Consider the following 21,490-nt stretch of genomic DNA (forward strand, 5'->3'; position numbering starts at 1 on the left):
GATTCCCGTTACGAAAGAGTCAGCGCTCGAGCCGGGTCGAGCACGGTAAGTTCCGCCTGCAGTTCGCCGATGCGGCGCGCGAGCGTCGGTTTGTCGGCGTCCTTGCGGTTGCTCGTCGCCCTCAACGCCCGCAGGAGTTGCTGCTTGACCTCGAACGCCAGCGCGGGCTCCCAGCGCATCACCGGCAGCGAGCGCGACGACGTGTCGAGTTCGACCAGCAATGCGAGGGCCGTATCGGGTCGACCGGCATGATCGGCCAGGCGTGCCATCACGAGCCGCTGCAGGAAGCGGTGACGCTCGGTCTTCATGCCGGGCAGCGCGTCGAGCCATGCGAACGCGGCCTCGACGCCGTCGCGTGCGACCAGCTCGCGAGCCTGCGCCTCGATTTCCGGCCAGTCGCCGGCATCGCCTTCGCTATCCGCGGACACGGGCAGCGGCGCAACGGTCTCGCCCGCTTCGAGGTCGCGCACGACGGCGTGCCGGGCGATCCACTCGAGCGTCGTGTCGTCGGAGAATGGCGTGCCGTCGCTGAACGAAAGCCGCTCGACGCCCGGCAATCGCTCGAGAAACAACGCAAAGTCCGCGCGCAGCAATTCGCTCCACGTGTGGTAGGGCGCGCCGACGTGATCGAGCGCGACGTGCTGGAAGTACTGCAGGTCGAACCAGAGATGATTCACGCCTTCCATGAACGCACCTTCGACGCGCTCGAGCAGTTCGTGCCACTGCTTCTGCAACACGAGCCGCTTCATCTGCTGGCGCAACTCGGCGCGCGGCGGTGTCAGGCGCGTGTGCAACGCGGCATCCGACGGCGGCACATCGTGCAAGGTGTCCCACCGAACGCTGCGTGCGATACGCACCGACGGCAAATAGCCGTTTTCCTGATCGCGCAGCCATGCCGACATCGCGCGGGCCTGATCGAGCAGATCGCGCGCCGATGCGATCGATCCGCTCGATGCACTTGTGGAAGCGGACGTCTGCGCCATCGCCATGTCCGGGCTCACGTTGCGCACCGGTTCATCCTTGTTCCCGAAGCGGGACGCAAGCGGATGCAGGCTCGGACGGGCGGCATCGGGCCACGCAGCCGTGCGGGTGACGAGCACGTCGAGCGCCGCCATCGCGCGCTCGAGATCCACGGGTGCGAAGTCTCCGCGACTGTCCAGCGTCTCGATCATTCGCGCGGTCGACAGCATTTCCAGCGCCGCCCGCTTTGCCTCGGCCCGGGCAGGCAGCAAGGTCTCGCCGAACCGGTCGACCAGTGAAGCGGCCAGCTCAAGTCCGTCGGCGAACCCGGCGGGACCATCCTGACGCAGCCGCGCAAATGCGTAGTAACCGACCAGACGCAGATCCTTTCCGGTTTCCTTGAGAAGCTGTTCGCATGCGCGGATGATCAGTCCGTCGTCGATTCCGGACAGCTTTGTCGCTTCGTCCTTCAATTCGAAGAATGCATCCTCGTAGCCGGGATCGCGGCCATACGCATGCTCCCCCGGTATCGGGGCAAGCCATGCCGCCCAGGTATTGCGGCGCGCTTCCTGCAGCGAATCGATGCGTGGACCGCCGACGAGTGTCTTGACGAAATTGGCAAGTGTCATGGCAGGTCTCAAAACGCAAATGCGTCGCCCAGCAACCGGAGGGCGTGTCCGAACGGTTTGGCGGATGCGTCGGCGGATATCGCAGTCGTCGCCAGCGACGACACTGTCATCCCCGGATTGGCCCTGGGCGACTTCATGCCGGACGTAGCGGGCTGCACGTCTGCCCGAGGCGAGTCCGCCGCGGCAGTTCGACGAGGCGCCGGGTTCGGCGTCGCCGGCAGTGGCTCATCCTGCAACGACGTCGCACCCGGAAGCCCCGGCGGCAGCGGCACCGCCGCGTGCTTTGCCGCTGCGATTGCCGCGGCAGGCAACGGCGGCGGACTGGCCGTCGACACCTTCGCCCCGGTACTCGCCGCCCCGGTCACGAAAATCCGCGCCGGTAGCGCAAAGTTGCGCAACTGGAGTACGTCGAGCGGCCCGGCGCCCGCCTCGCTGCGCAATTGCACCTTCAGCGGAATGCCCTGGCTCGTGTCCGGCATCCAGGTCAGCAAGTAACGTGCGTTGTCCTGCTGCGCGACTTTCGCACGCTCCAGCAACCGGATCAGGCCGAAGCGCCCCTGCGCGTCGAGCGCCGTGCGCAATCCGCCCTGCTCGGTTTGCCATTCGATATGCGACAGGTTCTCGAGCGACTGGCCCGGCCACTCGAACGGCACCCATTCCTGCTTCTGGTTGAAGTAGCGCAGTTCGCGGCCGGACAGCACGAACTTCATGTCGGTGACGCCCGGTGCGGGCACTGCCTGCATTTCGTATCGCACACGCGCATCTCCGGACGGGAACAGCACGGTCGAGAGCCGCGTGAGCTTGTTCAGGCCGCTCAGGAAAACCGGATCGATCGTGAGCGCGCCTTGGTCGGCCCCTTGCGCGACGACCCACCGGTCGCCCTGCCGCTCAATCACGCCGGCGAGCTGCGTTGCAACGAACTGGGCGATCACGCCATTGTCGGGCCGCATGAAGCGCGCCATCTCGGGCAGCGACGCATCGTTGTCGGCGTCCGAGAACGGATATCGGCCGCCGAACGACTTGTTCCAGTCGGCCAGGATCGCCATCCGCCAGATTTCGTTCAGGCTCGACGCGGCAGGCTGCACGACGACCTGCCACGCCTGATCGAACGGTGCCCGAAACAGCGCGCCGAAGCCTGCCCACTGTTCGCCCAGGCTCGCGGCCACACGGCTCGCGTAATCGCGGCTATCCGAGATATCGGACGTCTTGCCCTGCAGAACCGACTGAGCGGCCAGCCGCGCGATCGCATCCGGATCGGCACCGGAGACGATCTGCGATGCCTTCAGACGCATCGCCGTGACCCGCTCGAGATAGCGTGCGAGACTGAGGTCGCCGGTCGCGGCCAGTTGAGCGGCGGTCTTGCCGTTGGCCGGCGCGCCGGACACCAGATCGCTACCGGTCAGGCGCAGGATCGGGCCAAAGGCTGACGCAAGCGGCGCAAGCTGCGGCTGAGCCTGCTTCGACGGATCCTTCTCGTCGGCGCCGACCAGTTGTTGCGCCTTGTTGATCAGACTCTCGGAAAGCGACTGCGCATTCGCGCCCGCGCCTGCCTGGTAGACGATCGCGTTCATCAGCGCAACGAGCGGCGAGCGTTGCGAGTCGCCCAGCAGCGTCAGCTGGTCGGCGGTAGCTGACAGCGTTGGCGCGGATTGCCAGCGCACGCTGTTCAGGAACAGTGCCCACGTACGCGCGTAGTCATCGAAGTAGCGCTGACGCAATTCGGCTTTCAATGTCGACGGGGGCGGGTTGCTGGCGTTGGTGTCAGATTCTCCACGGGGACTGCCTTCCGGGCGCAGCACCCAGTCGCCCGACACGTCACGCTGTGCGCTGGCGTCGTCGATCGCCTTCGAGATCCGCTCCTCCCAGGCCGCACGCGTGAAAACGCCGGGAACGGTCGCGGTCGTATTGAACAGGCCTCGACTCGTCGTGTCGCCGAGCAGCGTCGCGAGAGAGACCGGCGGATACTTCGGGGTCGCCTCATCGATGATCTGCTGGTAGAGCGCATCCCTGGAGTTCTGGATGCCCCGCACACCAATCACCGTTTGGCGGGCTGACGCAATCAGGTTACCGTCCGGTGTGATCGCGAACGCGGCAGCATTCGAAGCGGGGGCCTGGCCGAGATGGTTTGCGAAGAACGCGATGGCGTGCAGACGCAGGTCTTCCCAGGCGCCCGGCGACAAGGAGGAATCGGACGGGCGCGCGGGCACGGCCGTCGCGGCAAGCTGTGGCGTCAGAAAGGCAGCCACGGCACGCTCCGGCTTCGCGAGCATCAGGTAGGCCTTGAGCGTGTCGTAGGCGGCCTGGATCTGTGCGTTGCCGCCGTCGGCAATCTGAGCGTCGGACAGGGATGCAAGCTGTTGCAGGCGCGCTTCGAGCTTCTCGCGAATCGGGGCGACGAGGATGCGGTTCGCCGCGAGGGCATAGCTCGGCCGCACGGCGTCGAGCAGTGCGCCGTCGCGATTCAGGCCGAATCGCGATGCCCAGGGCGCGCCTTCGCGCTGATGGACTTCGAGCGTGTCGATCTGGCGGTCCAGGGTGTTCAGGGCCTGCAAGGCCTGCGTGTGGTCCTGCACCGTGGAGAGATTCGCGATCGTGTCTGCGGTGCTCCGGATCGTTGCACGGTTGGCGAAACCGGAAAGCATCGTGCCGGCGATCCAGCAGCCGATCAGGCCGGTTGTGAACCACGCGGCCGCGGTCGACAACGAGAAGCCTGCGCGGCGGCCGTGGATCTTGCGACTGTGTTCGGCGACGGTTTGCCATATCGTGCGGTGTCGCGGGCCGACCGGCGGTTCGTCGTCGCTCGCGCCGGCGGGTGCCTGCGGCGGCGTCAGTTCCCGTTCCTTGAATAGCGGTGCGAACAGCAGGCCGTGGACTGCGTGCCGCCGGATACGTGACTGCGAGGTTTGCAGCACCAGGCCCGACAGTGCGCGCCCAAGGTTCGAAATATGCTGCGACAGTTCGGCGGGAAAACGATCGCCTGCGTCCTTCGTCAGGCGCACGACACCGGCATCCGCCAGGTTGTCGGTGAGGGCTTGCAGCGACGCGTCGATCGCCTCGGCGCTGACGCGTGCGTTGGACCAGGTGAAGCCGATCGCCTCGTCGGGACTCGACGCCTCGCTGCCGAAATCCGTCGCATTGAGCAGATAGACCGGCGCGGCCCAGCGCAGCGCGCGCGCGTGGCGCGCGAGTCGCTGGGAAAGATTGTCGGTGTCGAACGGGGCATCGACAGAATTGCGGTTACGTGTGACTGCGACGATTGCATCGACCGGGCGACGGCGGCGTAGGCGGCGGATATGGTCGAGCCATTCGGTGTCGAGCGTGTCGCGGGTTTGATTGGCGTATAGCAGGACCGTATCGCCGGTGATCAGATATCCCGCGTCGACGAGACCCGGTGCCAGGCGTTTCACCAGCGGTACGTCGCCGGCAACGAGCACCCATCGTTCGCGATAGCGCCAGCGCCATCCGTGGCGGTCGCGAAGACGGCTACGTAAAGCCGCAACGCGTGTGCCGCCATCAGAGGTTCCCGTATCGCGCCGCTCGGATGACGAGCTTGTCTGTTTCTTGACCCAATGCAGAAGACGTCGTGCTGCTACCGCCGGGCGAGATGACGAATCGAAGCTATTCCATAGGAACAGCACGACGAATACGATGCAAAGCACGACGATCCATCCCGCACGCCTTTCGACCGATTGCAGGCCCACCCAGGTATCGCCTGCGAACCAGATCAGCAATCCAGGCAGGATAACCGCTATGACGATGCTTAGAGTGTCGATCCGGAACTTGCGCATATTGAATAGAAATTGAATCGAGATTGACCAGATGAATGCCGCTCCGCATTTCGTTGGCAGTGGTCCTGGCCAATGTTCGATCGGTTAGGACGCTTACGCTCAGACATCGACATAGGAGGCGTATTGCGAGGGAAGCAAGCGCGGCAGTGGATCGCACTTGCATACGCACAGATCATCGCTCAGGGCGCCTTCTCTGCCGTCAGGGCCCTTCATCGAGAAGCGCGGGCCGTCGCATACGATGTGCCCCGTCGTATCACATGCGGGACACCAGACATCATCACGCTCGTAAGCCTGTTCGCAATTCCCGATTCTGTCGTTCGAATCGCCGCCCAAGACAATGCCATTCGATGTTGTCTTGTCGCCTTTCAGAATGTCGTACCGCCTGACCATGATCTGTCCTCCCCAATTCAGAGAAAAGTTGTGCACTGCGCGGCTATGTGAGGATGTAGAGACAGAGACCCGCTCGGGCCTCCGTCATTGCGGATCGCCATTCCGCAAAACAGAGAAGCAAACCCCCGTCTTCCCGGTCGTTGCCAGAAGCTGGGGCGTGCCATCCCGAGCAACCGCCTTGGCTGCGCAAGCTGCGCCAAGCCAGGACGCGACTTCACCTGCGTGCCCCACCATGTAATCGATGTTTGCCACCCTCGCGGCGATATCCGCCTTGACCGCTGCGGCTGTCACTGCGTTTGTCGAGGCTGGGTCAAGGGCGCACTGCCAAATACGACTCAAAGCAGAGGGTTCCATGCGCCCCCAGCGCAATGCGCGTGCAAGGGCAACATCCGCCGGACAGTTGTCGGTGTCATTTGGCCGATGCAGCCTTGCAATCGAGTCGATCTTGAATCGACGCTGCATTGGTTCCGGCACCACGAGTAGCGCGACACCGGCTTCCGCGCTACCGTCCGGCGGAAGCGTTTGAAGAACCGGATTCAACCGCACGAAGACGAGCAGGCGCGCTTCCTGATCACGCGTCTGGTTGATTCGATCCAGCCACGCGTCGAGGGCCATCAAATCGGGCGAATCGTGCGCAACCTCGGCTTTCAATGGCTGGAGATCGGATTTCGCCCATTGCTTGTCCCACGACGCTAACGCCTCATCCAGATTCGCAACGCCGGGTAACTCCAACTGAATCGCCAGGCTCAACTCCGACGGCAACGCACGGATGGCACCGGCAACATCACTGATCAACGCGCCGAACACCCACTCGCGCACGTGGCGTTGCCGCTCATCGTCACTATTGAACCGATTGCCATCCTCGTCTGTTTCAGGCTGATCAAACCAGCGCGCATTCACCGGCGGCGCATCGTGTTTCAGCGCGATTCGCGGTTCGAGTTTGATTGAACCACCCAGCAGTTTGTCGAACCCATCGTCTTTTGCGTCGCTCGTGAATCGGTATGCCGCGGCAACCAGCGCAAGCGGATGGCTGGCGCCCTCGAACACGCGATTCAGGTATTTTTCTCGCGCTTCGTTCCACGCGATCGCGTCCAAACGTCGGCCCTCGAAAACGCTATAGCGTCGTAACACGACGAAGGTCGCAACGCCAACGGGATACACCGTGATGCATATCCGGAACCAGAGGGATTGCGTCGATTCGCCTTTGGGCCAGAGAAGCAGCACTGCGAATATGCCCGCAAGCACGATGACGAAAAACACAATCGTCCAGACGAGGCGCGACGGAGGACGGTCCGGTACTGGTTTCTCTGGTGGCAGTTTGTCGAAGTCAATAGGCATCGATCAATTCTCAAAAGGCGTTGGGTCGAGGCCGAAGGCTACGAGACACCGCATCCCACAAGGCTAGGGCCTCCCCCTCCGTGAGTGAAGATCGTTTGACTGTATCGGCCTCTGCCAGAAAATTCGGACTCGCGCTTAGCATGTCGAAAACGATGTAAGGTGCTTCAGGGCTACCCTGGTAATTCGTTTCCAGCGAGCCATGACTTCCCTGCACATTCACCAGTGTGAGTGACGATATCAATGCCTCGTCCACTTTCATGCCGCTGGGCAGTTCGATACTCCCGGATCGAATCACACGTCCCTGGGCCGTCTTCAACGCATCCTGGACGTCCGTACTCCGTATGCGAGGCAGCAATGTGCTGGTTGCCTGTAAACCAGCGAAACTGTCCCAAGTGAATGACACATCCGCCTTGTCCGCGAGTACGTAGCTAGTCGAAACCTTCTCCTTTTCCGAAATTGCCTTGCCCGGCATGAACCCTCCGACGAAGCACGTGCCAGGCATAGTCGGAATCTCATCTTCGGAACGACCTTGTAACTTCTCAATCAGATCGAAAGCCAACTGCGTCTTCTCGGGGACATTGTTCCTCAGATCTACAATGCCATATGGGGTGCCTTGATATTTTTTTGTGTATTCCGCATGAATTGAATCAACCCCCAAAACACGCAGGTAAAGCCCGTACCCTCGATCCCACTTATGCACCTCAATTACACGCTCGATGTCACTTACCGCCCCAGAATCGCCAAGCGACACGAAATATTGCGAATTTTCAACGCCGTGCACAACGCCACCATCGAAAAATAATTTATATCCGATCGCACTTTTTGTCGCCTTCAGCTCTGATTCTCGCTGATGCATATCGCTCTTAAACTGCTCTAACGACATGGACTTCGCATGGACCCTCACGCCCTCAAAATTTGCATCGCCAATGGGCAGCACATTGTTCGGTAGGTCAATCAAATAGCGCCCAACACAGCGCGGCTTCATATTCGTTGTCATTTCCGCTACCGTCCCCTGTTCCTGTTCCGTTAACCTTATGTCCTTGGCACTGCAACTCGTCAAAAATACTGCGCAGACCAACCAACCAGTCTTCAGCATGATGTGTATTCCATGGACGTGCCCTTGACGTTGCTTACCAACCGCGTAATTGCGCGGAGACCGAAAAGTCGGCACGGAAGCGGGTTATATGCATCCTCGTATTCAGCTCATTCGAAGGCTACGCGAGCTTTTTACATAGATTGCTGACGCACGACCCGACCGAATAGGGATCGCACTGTCGCCGTTTACTTGGCAGGATTAATTACACGCTGAATACTGGTCCTCACGGTCATACACGAGCACGCGCGGTGCGCCTAACGACGTGCGAGGAAGCATCGCCGCAACCGGTATAGCAAGAAGCGTCATCAAAACTTTCCGCCGAGACAGCGTTTTCATACCGCCCCCGGACGCAACCGAATCGAGTTCACGACGCCATCCCATAGCTCAAGTGCCTCGCCGTCGTTGGCGAACGATTCCTTGTTCGTGAGGTATGCGCTCTCGCCGACACGCAGCGATGCGTTCAGATTGGGTTCGGCCAGCGAATACGCCTTGCCGGGCGCTTCCCATTTGAAGCCGTAGGTCCGCTTTCCGTCTTGCGTGCCAGCCACCAGAATCTCGTCGGCTTCGATCGGCCCGACCGGCCGGGCTCGATTGCGCAACTGGCCTACACCTGCCACCGTCCCGAGCAATGCGGGCAAAACACCGCCCGCGCGGGCACGCAAGCCTAGGCCTACTCGTTCCTGCGCGTAGGCCGTCAACCGGAACCAAACATCGGGCTTGTCCGGCAGTCGAATGTTCAACTCCCAGCTTTCAAGGTTGAAGCGTTTCGCTACCAAGATAGCGTCGCCCGCCACGAAGCCCATCCCTTCTGGCAACACCCCGGACGGGATTTCGTGCCATTCGCCGGAAAGTTTTTGGCGCGTAGCCAACGCGACCGTCTTGCGGTCTGGCGAAACCTCCCCTGAATACAACATGTATTTTGAGCCTACCTGAAAGTAAGTGTCGAAGAGATAAAGTATTTCTCCCGTCGGGCGACTCCATGAGATCAACGTCACTGAGCCAGTGTCGTGCGGTACTCGCTCGACAAACAGGTTGCCGTGCGTGACGTGCTTCGCAGCTCGAAGGTCCTTCTCTCTTTGCGAAACCATGTTATTGAACATTGCCTGCGTCGTAATCGAAGGCAGCAACTCAATCCTTACTCCGTTGTATTTGTATGACTCGACGGTTGTCGCCTCATTAGGCACATCCACCAGATGCCGTCCGATAGCGCATGTTTTCCAGTCTTGCTTCATACCACTCCTGTCTTGTGTCGGCGCTCGGAAGCGCAATACAATTCGCTTTGCTTCTGACGCGGCGACGGAAACACCTCATCGCACAAAAAACGCATCGCCTCGTTCACTGTCATCATCCGCGGCGCGCCCACCGAGACGCGAGGAAACATCGTGACAACCGGCATGACAAGAAGCGTCATCAAAGCTTCGCGTCGAGACAACGTTTTCATACCGCCCCCGGACGCAGCCGAATCGAGTCCACGACGCCATCCCATAGCTCGAGTGCCTCGCTGTCGTTGGCGAACGATTCCTTGTTCGTGAGGTATGCGCTCTCGCCGACACGCAGCGATGCGTTCAAGTTAGGTTCGGCCAGCGAGTATGCCTTGCCGGGCGCTTCCCATTTGAAGCCGTAGGTCCGCTTTCCGTCCTGCGTGCCAGCCACTAGAATCTCGTCGGCTTCTATCGGGCCAACCGACCGGCCGCTATTGCGCAGTTGCCCAACCCCCGCCACTGTCGCAAGCAATGCTGGCAAGATGCCGCCCGCGCGCGCGCGCAGGCTGGGCCCAACGCTCTTTTGCGCATAGGCGGTTAGTCGGAACCAGACATCGGGTCTATTGGGCAATTGAATGTCCAATTCCCAGCCTTCGCGGTTGAAATCCTTGTCGACCAAGATGGTATCGCCTGCCACAAAACCGATATCGTCCGGTATCTTCCCGGACGGAATCTCTTGCCACTCTCGAGCCAGATCTTCACAGAAATCTAGTATTAACCTTTTCCTATCGCGACCGACATTGCCGGGGTACCTCAAGAATTTTGTACCAGCTTTAAAGTACGAGTCGAAACGATATTGCCGCTCTGAGTTCTCGTTGCCCCATGATATGAGCGTCACGGAGCCGTTGAAATGAGGCACCCTCTCGACGAACATGCTCCCATGCAAAACGTGCTTAGCCTCACGCAGCTCTTGCTCCTTCCGATTGACGAGGATGCTGAAATTTTCCTGAGTCTTGGTATCAGGCATCAATTCAATGCGGTCCCCGTTATATGAATAGGCTTCGACCGTGGCTGCCTCTGCGGGCAAATCGACCAGATGTCGTCCGATTGCGTGCGTTCTCCAGTCTTTCTTCATGCCGACTCCTTTTTATGCCAGCGGGCCTGCTGGGATATCTTGACGATGGCATACATGGTGGCGTACAGCGATCGCCCATGCTCATCGCCATAGCTGCCTTGATGGTCGTAACCGAAATGCTCGTTGGATTTACCGGGATGGCCCTGTCCGTGAGAAAAACTCATGGCAACGCCTGCCTCGCCTGGCGCTTGGCCGGAATACACGGGCACTGTTCCGTCTCCGGGGCAATCGGGTTCGCCGATGGTCAGCTTGACGCCAGAGGTAGTTTTGAGCGTGCCATTTCCATCATCAATCGCAATGACCACTCCAACTGCTTCAAGACCGTCTAGGCCGCTCCCCTCCCACGACACCTCGCCCCAACTGAACCGGCTCTTGCTCGCCAACACGCCCGTCCCCAAGAGCCCGCCCGAGTCCTTCTCTGTCTCGCGTCTTCCCTGCGCACCGTAGTGTGCATAAGTTGGAGACTTGTAGCGACCTTGAATCCCGGTATGAAACTCGCGAATGTCCCCGATAGTCGCGTTGAGCTTGTCTCTTCGCGACAATTCGCCAGATTCAGATTCGCCCACCGGATTTGTCCGGCCCGTCTCCTTTCCCGGACTCATTAGCCCCAAATTCCCCTCCGGCACCAACCCATACCACGCAGGCGAGCAATAAATTTCGTTATACGGATCGCCGTTCTGCGGCAGAGCAAGAATCTCTTTACCGGTCTCTTTGTCACGCACCTTGAGCCAAGGCCTACCGTCGTTGTAATCCGCTGTAGGCAGCAGTTCCAGCCCGCCCGGTGATTGAGAAAGAATCGCCACGACATCGGCCGCATTGCGCCCGAGGAACACTTGCTCCGCGCCTTCAAAACCGGACCGCATGCGCTTATAAGTAGCGGGCGCGCCAGTCGCCGGCTGCACGCCATGCGAGACGCCCAGCACCTTGTCACATTGATGCAGCTCGGTAAGCGCGCGACTGACGAGCCCGCCCATCGAATGAGTCACGATGATCACCTTCTCCGCCATGGGCCGGCTTGGGGCCGGGCGCTCGTTGGTACAGTTTGATCCGCCCTTGCCATCCGGCGTGTCCTTCACGATGACGCTCTTGCCTTCGTTGTAGAACGGCAGGATGGTTTGCTCAATGAGCTCCTTGATGGCAGCGCCGGAGTCCCGGTTGCTTTGCAGCCAGTTGTATCCTCCTGCCCAGACATCGAACTGATAGTTGGCCGCATGCAGGATCTCTTCACGCGTAAGGGCATCGCCTTCTTTAGCGCCCCATTCGGTCGGCGCGTCCTGCCCAGCTTCAGCAGCCCATTTCCGGAGATCGGCCTCGCAACGCTGAAAGTCGTACCGAGACAGATCGTTCAGTAGATGTTGAAGCTTTGCCATGAACGGGTGATAGCTGGAGCGCATCAGCGCGCCCCAACCACGAGCGACCAGCACATTCTTCGGCAGGCCGCTCTCGCCAGCATCGATAGGCCCGCTGGGATCGATCTCTACCGAGTTGGTCACCAGATCGCCGGCACGTTCGTTTGTACTCTTGAACAGGTAGCTGAACAACTGTCCGATCAGATCGGCCGCGCCGCGCGGATCCTTGTTGGGCGGTCGCCAGACGCTGGCCTTGCCAACCGTCTTGCGCAGGTTCGTTCCCATGATCCCGGGCAGAAAGAGAATCGGGATCACGTAAGGCTTGGCAAGCACTATTTTTTCGCGCTGATCTTCCGTGGAAGTTAGTGTCGCGATGCTGTACTGGTCTCCGTTTTCGTCGACCACGCTATGATGCAAAACGGATGTAGCATCTGTCATGATGTTGCTCCGAAAAATAGGTCGGTGAATTCAGTCCAGCAGCCGAATGCGAACATGCTCGGTGAAGAGACTCTTCTGTTGCGGCGTCTTACCGAGCTCGTCCGTCAACACCTTGAGCACACTGCCGTCGTCCCGCTTGATCTCGGCCTGCACATTGGTCAGCGGCTCGCCGGTGGACGGGTTTCGCACGACATAGGAATCGTCAAACCTCGCGTGCTTCCACGTATTCATCGTTTCAGCGAGCGAACTCGGCCCCTGCCGACTGAACGCGGCCGACTTGATCGTGCGATTGCCACGCGTGCCGTCCTCAATGCCCGTCGGAGCGATGCGGACGTACGATCCACCACACTTGAGGAGCAACTCCTCTTTCGCCTCGATCGTGACCCGCCCGTTCGCACTCGTGATTCGCATGTCCTTGTCGGACATCAGGTGCATGTCGTCGCTTTGTGCCTGGATCTCAACTTTTCCCCGGGCGGCAAAGAGCTTCAAGCCAAGTTTCTGCGCGAAGATCGATACGAGTTCGCCGGCTGACACGGTAAACCGCTTCATGACGCCGAAATCGGCATTCCCGCCGGTAGTGGCAATCAAATTGTCGTTCGCGGTGATCTGAAGATCCGTTCCTGAAGTGAGGCCCATGCCGTCCGGGGCGCTCACGAGAACCCCTGCCTTCTTGAGTTCTTTCAACGTCTCGTCAAGCAACACGCGCTGGCGGTCATAGTCGGCCGCCACGGCCTGCGCAGTTTGGGCGGCCTCTCCGAGCCCACGCATTTGCTGAAGCGCCAGATCGAGTAATCCCTGCGCACGCTCCATCGCGAGCTGTTGACCATTGCCTGCCGGTTGGGCCTCTGCCGTGACTAGAACGCCTTTTGCACCGCGAATGGCGACGTGGCCGTCCGTTCGGAGCTCCGCGCCACGCCCACGTTCCTCGCGTTCACCGTCAACCATATGCCCCAGATTGAGCTCACTGGTCTGAAACGGCGTCGTCAGATGAACGTGCTCGACACCTTCCTTATCCTCCATCCGCAGTTCGTTCTGCGCGGCGGTGCGGATCAGATTCCGGGTATGGTTCTGACTGGTGACAAGATCCGGATGCACGCTGTCATGCAGCGCCCCGATGATCACAGGCCGATCCGGATGACCTTGCGTGAACACAACGGCCACCTCCGCCCCATCGATTAGCGGAAAGTGATGCCCGTAGTTGTCACCGCTATACGGCTTCGCGAACCGCACAGGCCGGCTTGTCCCACCCGGGCTCCACTCATCGAGATCGAACGGCAGCTTGATTACATACCAGCCCTGTTCGGTCAGATAGGCATACTTATAATCACCGGGTGATGTAATGCGTGCGGGCAAAATGCCGTCGATGGCCGGTCGCTCGATGGTATCGATCGACGTGCGCCACACACGATCAGACGGAATCCCCTCGAAGGTCATCCAATACGACTGATCGCGCCCGCCCTGCGACTCCACCGCCGTGATGAAGATCCCATGCTTCGCGTCGGCCCGGTTCGGCTCGATCCGCATGACTTCACCCGCTTCGAGCCAGAACGGATTGCCCGTGCCCTTGAACGCGATCTGCGCTGCGAGATGCTCCTGGTGACGCCGGCGGGCCACACCTTTACCCTCTTCCGGCGTCTCGTAATGCTCGCCCCAACGATAGTCAACACCGCTCGTCGTCGTGTCGTCGCGCGCGGCATTTTCCTCGACCAGCAGCGACACACCGGCCTGCCGATGGTTATATTCGTGCAGCCGCACGGCCTCAGGTACACGCCGGGTCCGCTTCTCGAGCGTCTTGATCGCGTCCGCGCCGGCACTCTCGAGCCCGCCGTCTCGTCGGTACGACACGATGCGTTGCTTGCGTGCGTAGGCATCCAGATCGTCGCCAAACACGAGCACCGCGTGATCCTTCTTCTGCTCCCAGCGGAACCAGATCCCTTCTTCCGCGCAAATACGCTGGATAAAGACAAATGTCGTTTCGTGATACTGGGTAATGTATTCGCGCCGCTTGTATTCGCCGCGCAGCTGAAACAGGAAGTCGACCCCAGCCCGGTAGCCGTAATGGCGCAGCGTGTCGGTCACGATCTCCTCGACGGACTGCTTCTGGAACAGCCGGCTCGTCGCGCCTCGGTTCAAGTCGGCGAGCTTCGGCTCGAGCCGCACCCGATAGTGGGTCTGATCGGCCGAACTACCGAACTCGTCGAACTGCGTGATGACGCCGTGGATCGTATATGCCGGCGACATCGTGCTGAATTGCCCGGCGTTCTCGCCGAACATTCTGCGCAGATAGTCCAGGTTCGGATCGACCGGTGCGACGATGAATTTCGCGGGGCGGCCGACCACTTGATCCATCGGAATACCCGCCATCGGGCTCGTGAATTCGATGTCGTAGCGGTACAACTCGCTCACGGCGTCCCGGCCCGTAAACCGCAGCACGGACGTCGGCGCCGGGTGCGGCGCCAGCTTCAATTCATAAGCCTGCGACGGCAGGATCATCGACATGGTTTTTCTCTCAGGTGCACGAACACAACGGTGCCGCCGGAGCAGCCATCGGCGCCCCGGCGGGTCATGCATGAAACGTCGGATCAGCCCTTGGCCTTCGGCATCTGCGACACGAGCGACAAGCCGATGTCCATGCCCTCGACCTGGAAGTGCGGGATGATGAACAGCTTGATGCGGAAAAAGCCCGGGTTGTCCTCGATGTCCTCGACCGTCACCTTCGCCTCGCGCAGCGGGTGCGACGCCTGCAGCTCGTCGCCCGGATCCTTCATCTCGGTCACGAGCCCCTTGATCCAGTTGTTCAGCTCGAGTTCGAGCAGACGCCGGTCCTTGGTCGTGCCGATGTTCTCGCGCTGAATCAGCTTCAGGTAGTGCGCGATGCGCGACAGCAGGAAGATGTACGGCAAGCGCGCGTTGATGCGGCTATTGGCCGTCGCCTCCTTCGTCTCGTACAACGCCGGCTTTTGCGTCGAGCTGGCCGAGAAGAAGCATGCGAAGTCGTGGTTCTTGTAGAACGACAGCGGAATGAAGCCGAGATTCGCGAACTCGAACTCGCGCGTTTCCGGGATCAGCACTTCGGTCGGAATCTTCGGCTGCACACCGGTGCCGAGGTCATACAGGTGAACCGGCAGGTCTTCCACCTTGCCGCCTGCCTGCGGGCCGCGAATCTGCACGCACCAGCCGTTGCTGACGAAACTGCGCACCATGTTGGCCGCGAACGCGAATGACGCGTTAACCCACAGATACTTGTCGTGATCCGGGCCCTTCACCGCCTCTTCGTAGTTGAACGCACGCACCGGCGTCGTATCCTTGCCGTACGGCAGGCGGCCGAGCACGCGCGGCATCGTCAGGCCAACATAGCGCGCATCGTCGGTGTCGCGAAAACTCTTCCACTTGATGTACTCGGCACGATCGAAGTAGTTGCCGATGTCCTGGATGGACGCGACTTCCTCCATCGAATGCTTGCCGAAGAACGCTGCCCCCACCGAGCCGATGAACGGCATGTGCGCCGCAGCCGCAACCTTCGAAATATTGCGCAGCAGCGCGACATCCATCGGCGAGTTCGCGAATTCGAAATCGCTGATCATCGCGCTGATGGGCTGTCCGCCCGGCGTGTCGTACTCCTCAATGTACGCGAGACGATACAGGCCGCTCTGAATCAGCTCCGGCGAGTCCTCGAAGTCGCGCTGCAGCGCATCCCTCGATACATCCAGCGCCTCGATTCGGGCGTTCCTGCGGAAGTCCGTGCGCGACACGAGCATCTTCAGGCCGCGCCAGCGACCTTCGAGCGCCTGGAAATCCGGTGCATGCATGACCGCGTCGAGCTGACGGCCGATCTGCCGGTCAAGCTGCCCGATGTAAAAATCGAGCAGCGACTTGTCGAGCCGGTCGACCGGCTTGCGTTCCTTCGCGATCAGGTTGAGCAGCGCGTCCATGCCGCGCGCGACCCGCTCGTCGGCCGATGCCTCCGACAATGCGTCGTTGTCGCGGAATGCTTCCAGCGGCCGCGCCTCGGCGACCGGCTTCAGGTTGATCTTGTTGCACAGCGTGGCGTAGACGCTGTCGTTTTCGAGCACCATCGTTTCCGTAGCGCCCTGGCGCGATTCATTCTGGTTCATGTGTCTCTCAGTCACGTTTGGTATGGCTGCCTGGTTGCGGGAGGCGGTGACGGCCTTCTTGGGCCGGCCGCGCTCACGCATGGCCTTCCTGTTGCAGGGTAGCCGTCGCGATTTGCCCCAGTTCGCCACGCAGCTTGTCGGAGAGGCGCTGGTCCTTCAGGATCTTCTCGAACTCACGGCGGAACATGACGTTGTCGAGCAGATTCGACTTGAGGTCGCGCAACAGATTGCGCATCGCCAGCATCGCTTGCAGCTCGGGAATCTGGCGAGCAACCTGCTCGGGCTCGAAATCCTTCATCGAGCGGAACGAGAGATTGACGGGCAGTTCCGAGCCGTCGCCGGTCAGGGTGTTCTCCGCGGCAATCTTGAGATCCGGCGCGTAGTCGGCCAGGACTGCATCGAAGTTGTTCTTGTCGATATTGACCTTCTTGCGTTCGGCCAGCGGCGCCTGTTCACGGCCCGCGCTGAAGTCGCCCGCGACGAGCAGCTTCAACGGCAACTCGACCTTCTTCTGGGCCCCGCCCGTATGCAAATCCAGCGTAATCGAGACACGGCTCTTTGGAATTTCCCTCTGGAAGCTATCCATTTGCAATCCTTATTTAGTGGTGATCAAGCGTTGGACAGGAGCACGGCGCATTCAACACGATGGTCTCGTCGATACATCACGCGTGGGATTCAATGCGCGGCATGTCTCGATCGATACTTCATCGCATGATCTCCGCTCGCATGAATGAATCGCATCGAACTTATACACGGCAAACGCTTACGCAGTCAAAGCGCGTCGTTCAAAAACCACAATCACCAAATGCAAAAAATCGCAAACATTCCGAAACAATTAACAAATTGAAAAGACACCGAATATTTTAGAGATAAATGTCACTCCAACCAGGAATAGCACCATTCCAATTCGTCCACGACCTCCGGCACCCCTTATCGGACGAAGGACTTTTCGTTTCCCACTGCCCACATGCCCGTCTTTCCACGGACACAAAACCCGTCCGAAAATCCATATATCCCAAAAATAATCGCTCAACGAACCGTCTCATTTGTTCACATTTCCAGGTTTGTCATTAGTAAACCGAACTAATGTTATTTTCAAAAAATTGTTGTACGGCACAAAAAATGTCATGTATAGGTTACGCCCTTGAACCGAATAACGAACAGACACACCACACGAGAGACCATGCGAATCGCGAAGCCGCTATGGCACGAGGGCCTCATCCTGACGCAGCAGCATTTTCAGCAACAGGATAGATGGGCGGAATTTGCGCTACGTCAGTACGCCTGCGCGGCTATGGCGCAGCCGTGGGGAACGCTTGGCGTAGAGATCGACGAAGAAGCGCTGTCGACAGGGCGCCTGAAACTCGCCCGCCTGAGGCTGTGTTTTCCGGACGGCACCCCGATCGATACGACCGTCGCCGATACACTCCCGTCTGCGCGCGATCTGACGCAAGGTGTGCCAGCGGACATGCAGAGCGTCGTTGTGTTCGCAGCGCTCGCGTTATCGGATGCGAATGGCAGCAACTGCCGTTTCGACGAGACGTCGCTCGCTCGCCCACGGCGCGCTTACCGTGAATTCGTCAAGGTCGGCGACCTGAACGGAGCCGGCGACGCGGAAATCGCAGTCGAACGGCATGCAGTGCGGCTGGTGTTCGACTTCGAGTCGCACGCCGACGACACGGTCTGTGCGATCGCGCGACTGACGCGCGGATCTGGCGGCCAGTTCCAGGTCGATCGACAATTCGTGCCGCCGTGCCTCACGCTCGGCGGCCATCCACTGCACATCGAGCGGATCAATCGTCTGGCAGACATCCTGCACGCCAGGACGCTCGCGCTCGGTACGCGTCGCAGCGAACGCATCGCCGAGGTCGCGGAATACGGCGTGGCCGACGTGCAACTCTTCTGGCTGCTGCATTGCATCCACGCGGCATGGCCGCAGTTGCGATTGTTCGCCGCGCATCCGGGTCGCCCTCCAGAGCATCTGTACACGACACTCGCGCAATTGACGAGCGCGCTGATGACGTTCTCGACCGAAGCGCAGCTCACCGACATTCCGGCGTACGACCATGCGCGAGCCGACGAGGTGTTCGCGAGACTGGAATCGCTGATCCGCAATCTGCTCGACGCCATCATTCCGTCGCGGGTCGTATCGATCGGCCTCACCCGCAAGGGGCCGACCACCTGGACTGGCCAGTTCCTCGACGAACGGATCGTCGCGGATGCCGCCGACTGGTATCTGTCGGTCAACGCGCCGATGCCCGTGTTCGAGCTGGTCGAACAGTTTCCACGGCTTTGCAAGATCGGTGCTCCCGACGACGTCGAACACATCATCAATTCGGCTCTGCTAGGCGTCCCGCTCAAGGCTGTCCATCGCGTGCCGGGCGCGATCCCGGTGCGTCTGGACAATCAGTATTTCGCGCTGGACGCGTCCAGTGCCGTGCACGCGAAGATGCTTGCCGCGCGAGCCTGCCAGATCTACCTGCCCTCGTCGGTACCGGACGCTTCGCTCGAACTTTACGCCGTGTTGCGTTCATGAACGCCCTGACTACCAACCGAAACGACACCGCCCTGATGCCGAACGCGACGGGCGCCAGCAACCCGCCCAGAGACGGGATGCGCGATCTGCTGCGCGACACCGCGCTGCTTGTGACGACGCTCGCTTCCGGCGGACGGGCTCAGGACTCGGTCGCCTTGCGGGCCCGATGCAAGCAGCTTGTCGAACAATTCTCGAGCGCCCTCCAGCAACGGGGATTTCCGGACGACGTGCGCAACGAGGTACTGATTGCGCAGTGCGGGCTGCTCGACGAGACAGCGCTGCGACACCTGCCCGGTGAATCCCGGGCTGCATGGGAGCGCGAGCCGCTACAGGTGGAACAGTTCAATCTGCACGAAGCCGGTGAACGCGTATTCGAGCGGATCGACGCGCGCATGCGCGAACCAGCGCCGCCCGTCGCGTTGCTCGAGTGTTACTCGGCCATCCTCGGGATGGGATTCGTCGGCCGGTACGCTCGTGACGGTGAAGCCGAGCGGACTGCGCTGATCGCGTCGTTGAATGCCAGACTGGAAACACTGCGCCCCGCCCCGGATCGGCCATTCATCGCGGATCGCGTCGAACGGCGCGTGTCCGACTGGTTCTACCGGCTGTCTCCATGGGCGATCGCCGGACTCGCGTGCATCGCCGCCGCGATCGTATGGGGCGTCTGGTCGACCATACTCGACGGGCAGCTCGCACACCTTGTGGCGACAAAGGCCATTCGCCCGTGAAATCCGACCTGCCTGCTCTCTCTGCAGCATCGAAGCGGCCGCCCGATCGCGGCCACGAAGGGCTCGGGTACCCATCCCGGGTCATGGTCACGTTCGCAACTGTGCTGGGGCTCGCCGTGATCTGGCTGGTGCTTCCGCTCGGGTCCGGCGTCGCCTGGACACTTTCGGCCATCGCCGGGATGGTCGCGCTCGCGCTAACGGTGTGGTGTACGTGCAGGCTTGGCCACGCGCGTAGCCAGAGCGCGCAGGTGCTGGCCGCGCTGGGCGCAGCGACGGCTGACATTCCGGTCACGCTGCGCACGCGCATGCCGCTCGTGCTGGTGACCGGCGACGGTCTGCCCGCACTGTTCGACCGTACGGGAGAGGCCCGGCACGTGCACCTCGGCGACGGCGGCATCTGGCTGCGCGTCGATCGCCCCCAGGATCTGCCGCGCTTGGCCGTTGCGGTCAGGCAGTGGCGCGACGGGCGGGCGCCGGACGGCGTCGTGCTGTCCGTCGCGCCTGCGCTGCACGCGGAAACCGACACGCTGACGCAAAACTTGCGTGCCGTACGGCAGGCCGTCGCCGATGCCGCCCGCATGCTGGGTACGCGGCTACCCGGCTACGTCGCGGTCTACCAGCGGCTCACCACCGGCCCTGTCGACCTCTCGACGCCGATGTGGTACGGCGTGTCGTCGGCCGCGCGCCTGACGGGTGGCCAACGTTTCGAATCCGTGGTCCGCGCAGCGGAAAACGAGGTCGAGCGCGCGGCCGGCGATCGCGTTGCGGCAACGCGCGCCGCCGCCCTGGCCTCCATCGTCGGCTGGACGCAGCGCGTGGTTTTCGGCGCACTGACGGACCGACAACAGCCGGCGGCGCAATGCGCGCTGTTCGGCGCCGGCTGGATCGACTGCGGACCGGCAAGTGCGCCCCGAAATCCGTGGGAACGCGACGTCGAAATGCGGACGCGCGTGGCGCGTGTAACCTCCACCGCCTCGCCGACGCCGTGGCCGCTCCCGCAGTCGCTGATCGAGGCGATGCCGCGGCGATACTGGATGTCTCCTCGTCAGGCCGCCGTGGGCCACGCCCTGACCCTGCTCGCCTGCACCGCTGCCGTCGCATTCTGGGGTGCAGCCAGGAACAACGAAGCACTGCTGGATCGTATCGCCGCCGATCTCGGCCGCTATTCGACAATCCCGGTAAAGCACGATGACGCAAAGCGGGACGCGCTGCAGGCGCTCGTGGCCGATCGGGATCAACTCGACCGCTACGCGCGCACCGGTATTCCGCTGCGCTTGTCGTTCGGCATGTATCGGGGCGCACAGCTGATGCCGGTGCTGAACAACGCGATCGCATCTTACGAGCCGCCTCCACCCCCGCCTGCTGTCGTCTCGCTCGACAGCATGTCACTGTTCGACAGCGGCAAGGCACTGCTGAAGCCGGGGTCGAACCGTGCCATGGTCAGCGCACTCGACATGATCAACGCGCATCCCGATAAACGCATCCTCGTCGCCGGCTACACCGACAACGTGGGCAATCCGGACAGCAACCTGAAGCTGTCGACCGCGCGCGCGGAGGCCGTGCGCGACTGGCTGGTCGACGCATCCGGCATTTCCGCGACCCGGTTTGCGATTCAAGGCTACGGCATGACGCGCCCGCTTTCGAGCAACGACACACCCGACGGTCGCGCGCGAAACCGTCGCGTGGAAATTACCCTGGTGCCGGACACGGAAAAGTAGCCATTCAGGTTCAGCCCCCGAGGCAATCCGCTTCGGGATTCTCAAGCTCAAGGGCTAGCTCCCGGTGA

The 21,490-nt window shown here is 61.2% G+C and carries 14 protein-coding genes; 3 read left to right on the forward strand and 11 right to left on the reverse strand.

The window, feature by feature from the left end; genetic code table 11:
• Positions 1-8 precede the first annotated feature (8 nt).
• From tssA to tssB, 11 genes are all read right to left on the reverse strand, one after another.
• Positions 9-1,589 carry a type VI secretion system protein TssA gene (gene tssA, locus BME24068_RS03445; RefSeq protein WP_174925147.1) on the reverse strand — a complete coding sequence of 527 codons (1,581 nt, stop codon included), beginning with the start codon at positions 1,587-1,589 and terminating at the stop codon, positions 9-11.
• An 8-nt stretch (positions 1,590-1,597) separates the two neighbouring features.
• The gene (locus BME24068_RS03450; protein WP_174925148.1) at positions 1,598-5,377 is read right to left on the reverse strand and encodes an ImcF-related family protein; all 3,780 of its coding nucleotides are present in this window, start codon (positions 5,375-5,377) and stop codon (positions 1,598-1,600) included.
• A gap of 474 nt (positions 5,378-5,851) precedes the next feature.
• Complete coding sequence (locus tag BME24068_RS03455; RefSeq protein WP_174925149.1) at positions 5,852-7,105, reverse strand: hypothetical protein; 1,254 nt, start codon at positions 7,103-7,105, stop codon at positions 5,852-5,854.
• Between the two features lie 10 nt (positions 7,106-7,115).
• Positions 7,116-8,201 (reverse strand): T6SS immunity protein Tli4 family protein, encoded by a 1,086-nt coding sequence (locus tag BME24068_RS03460; RefSeq protein ID WP_174925150.1) that lies wholly within the window; start codon positions 8,199-8,201, stop codon positions 7,116-7,118.
• A gap of 332 nt (positions 8,202-8,533) precedes the next feature.
• Positions 8,534-9,433 carry a T6SS immunity protein Tli4 family protein gene (locus tag BME24068_RS03465; protein ID WP_162826152.1) on the reverse strand — a complete coding sequence of 300 codons (900 nt, stop codon included), beginning with the start codon at positions 9,431-9,433 and terminating at the stop codon, positions 8,534-8,536.
• Positions 9,430-9,612 (reverse strand): hypothetical protein, encoded by a 183-nt coding sequence (locus tag BME24068_RS03470; protein ID WP_174925151.1) that lies wholly within the window; start codon positions 9,610-9,612, stop codon positions 9,430-9,432. Before BME24068_RS03470 ends, BME24068_RS03465 begins: the two co-directional genes overlap by 4 nt.
• 26 nt (positions 9,613-9,638) lie before the next feature.
• A complete protein-coding gene (locus tag BME24068_RS03475) occupies positions 9,639-10,538 on the reverse strand; it encodes a T6SS immunity protein Tli4 family protein (RefSeq protein WP_174925152.1) in 900 nt (299 codons plus the stop codon).
• Positions 10,535-12,325 carry an esterase/lipase family protein gene (locus tag BME24068_RS03480; protein ID WP_174925153.1) on the reverse strand — a complete coding sequence of 597 codons (1,791 nt, stop codon included), beginning with the start codon at positions 12,323-12,325 and terminating at the stop codon, positions 10,535-10,537. Before BME24068_RS03480 ends, BME24068_RS03475 begins: the two co-directional genes overlap by 4 nt.
• A gap of 30 nt (positions 12,326-12,355) precedes the next feature.
• Entirely contained in the window at positions 12,356-14,824 is a 2,469-nt protein-coding gene (locus tag BME24068_RS03485) for a type VI secretion system Vgr family protein (protein ID WP_174925154.1), read from the reverse strand.
• An 83-nt stretch (positions 14,825-14,907) separates the two neighbouring features.
• Positions 14,908-16,440, reverse strand: coding sequence for a type VI secretion system contractile sheath large subunit (gene tssC / locus BME24068_RS03490; RefSeq protein WP_174925155.1), 1,533 nt, complete (start codon positions 16,438-16,440; stop codon positions 14,908-14,910).
• Positions 16,441-16,513: 73 nt separating this feature from the next.
• Positions 16,514-17,026, reverse strand: a complete 513-nt coding sequence (tssB, locus tag BME24068_RS03495) for a type VI secretion system contractile sheath small subunit (protein ID WP_096500817.1) — start codon at positions 17,024-17,026, stop codon at positions 16,514-16,516.
• Between the two features lie 597 nt (positions 17,027-17,623).
• Between tssB and tssK the strand changes: the two genes are divergently transcribed.
• From tssK to BME24068_RS03510, 3 genes are read left to right on the forward strand one after another with little or no spacing between them, the layout of a single operon-like run.
• The gene (tssK, locus tag BME24068_RS03500; protein ID WP_174925156.1) at positions 17,624-18,976 is read left to right on the forward strand and encodes a type VI secretion system baseplate subunit TssK; all 1,353 of its coding nucleotides are present in this window, start codon (positions 17,624-17,626) and stop codon (positions 18,974-18,976) included.
• Positions 18,973-19,704 carry a DotU family type IV/VI secretion system protein gene (locus BME24068_RS03505; RefSeq protein WP_174925157.1) on the forward strand — a complete coding sequence of 244 codons (732 nt, stop codon included), beginning with the start codon at positions 18,973-18,975 and terminating at the stop codon, positions 19,702-19,704. The genes tssK and BME24068_RS03505 overlap by 4 nt, the downstream gene beginning before the upstream one ends.
• A complete protein-coding gene (locus BME24068_RS03510) occupies positions 19,701-21,422 on the forward strand; it encodes an OmpA family protein (RefSeq protein WP_244110707.1) in 1,722 nt (573 codons plus the stop codon). The genes BME24068_RS03505 and BME24068_RS03510 overlap by 4 nt, the downstream gene beginning before the upstream one ends.
• Positions 21,423-21,490: the final 68 nt, after the last annotated feature.

The organism is Burkholderia anthina (genome assembly GCF_902498995.1).
In the GTDB taxonomy this organism is placed as follows: Bacteria; Pseudomonadota; Gammaproteobacteria; order Burkholderiales; family Burkholderiaceae; genus Burkholderia; species Burkholderia anthina.

Excerpts from the sequence above, each read along its gene's own strand:
- tssA (WP_174925147.1), bottom strand. The coding sequence starts at position 1,589 with ATGACACTTGCCAATTTCGTCAAGACACTCGTCGGCGGTCCACGCATC.
- BME24068_RS03450 (WP_174925148.1), bottom strand. The coding sequence starts at position 5,377 with ATGCGCAAGTTCCGGATCGACACTCTAAGCATCGTCATAGCGGTTATC.
- BME24068_RS03455 (WP_174925149.1), bottom strand. The coding sequence starts at position 7,105 with ATGCCTATTGACTTCGACAAACTGCCACCAGAGAAACCAGTACCGGAC.
- BME24068_RS03460 (WP_174925150.1), bottom strand. The coding sequence starts at position 8,201 with ATGCTGAAGACTGGTTGGTTGGTCTGCGCAGTATTTTTGACGAGTTGC.
- BME24068_RS03465 (WP_162826152.1), bottom strand. The coding sequence starts at position 9,433 with ATGAAGCAAGACTGGAAAACATGCGCTATCGGACGGCATCTGGTGGAT.
- BME24068_RS03470 (WP_174925151.1), bottom strand. The coding sequence starts at position 9,612 with ATGACGCTTCTTGTCATGCCGGTTGTCACGATGTTTCCTCGCGTCTCG.
- BME24068_RS03475 (WP_174925152.1), bottom strand. The coding sequence starts at position 10,538 with ATGAAGAAAGACTGGAGAACGCACGCAATCGGACGACATCTGGTCGAT.
- BME24068_RS03480 (WP_174925153.1), bottom strand. The coding sequence starts at position 12,325 with ATGACAGATGCTACATCCGTTTTGCATCATAGCGTGGTCGACGAAAAC.
- BME24068_RS03485 (WP_174925154.1), bottom strand. The coding sequence starts at position 14,824 with ATGTCGATGATCCTGCCGTCGCAGGCTTATGAATTGAAGCTGGCGCCG.
- tssC (WP_174925155.1), bottom strand. The coding sequence starts at position 16,440 with ATGAACCAGAATGAATCGCGCCAGGGCGCTACGGAAACGATGGTGCTC.
- tssB (WP_096500817.1), bottom strand. The coding sequence starts at position 17,026 with ATGGATAGCTTCCAGAGGGAAATTCCAAAGAGCCGTGTCTCGATTACG.
- tssK (WP_174925156.1), top strand. The coding sequence starts at position 17,624 with ATGCGAATCGCGAAGCCGCTATGGCACGAGGGCCTCATCCTGACGCAG.
- BME24068_RS03505 (WP_174925157.1), top strand. The coding sequence starts at position 18,973 with ATGAACGCCCTGACTACCAACCGAAACGACACCGCCCTGATGCCGAAC.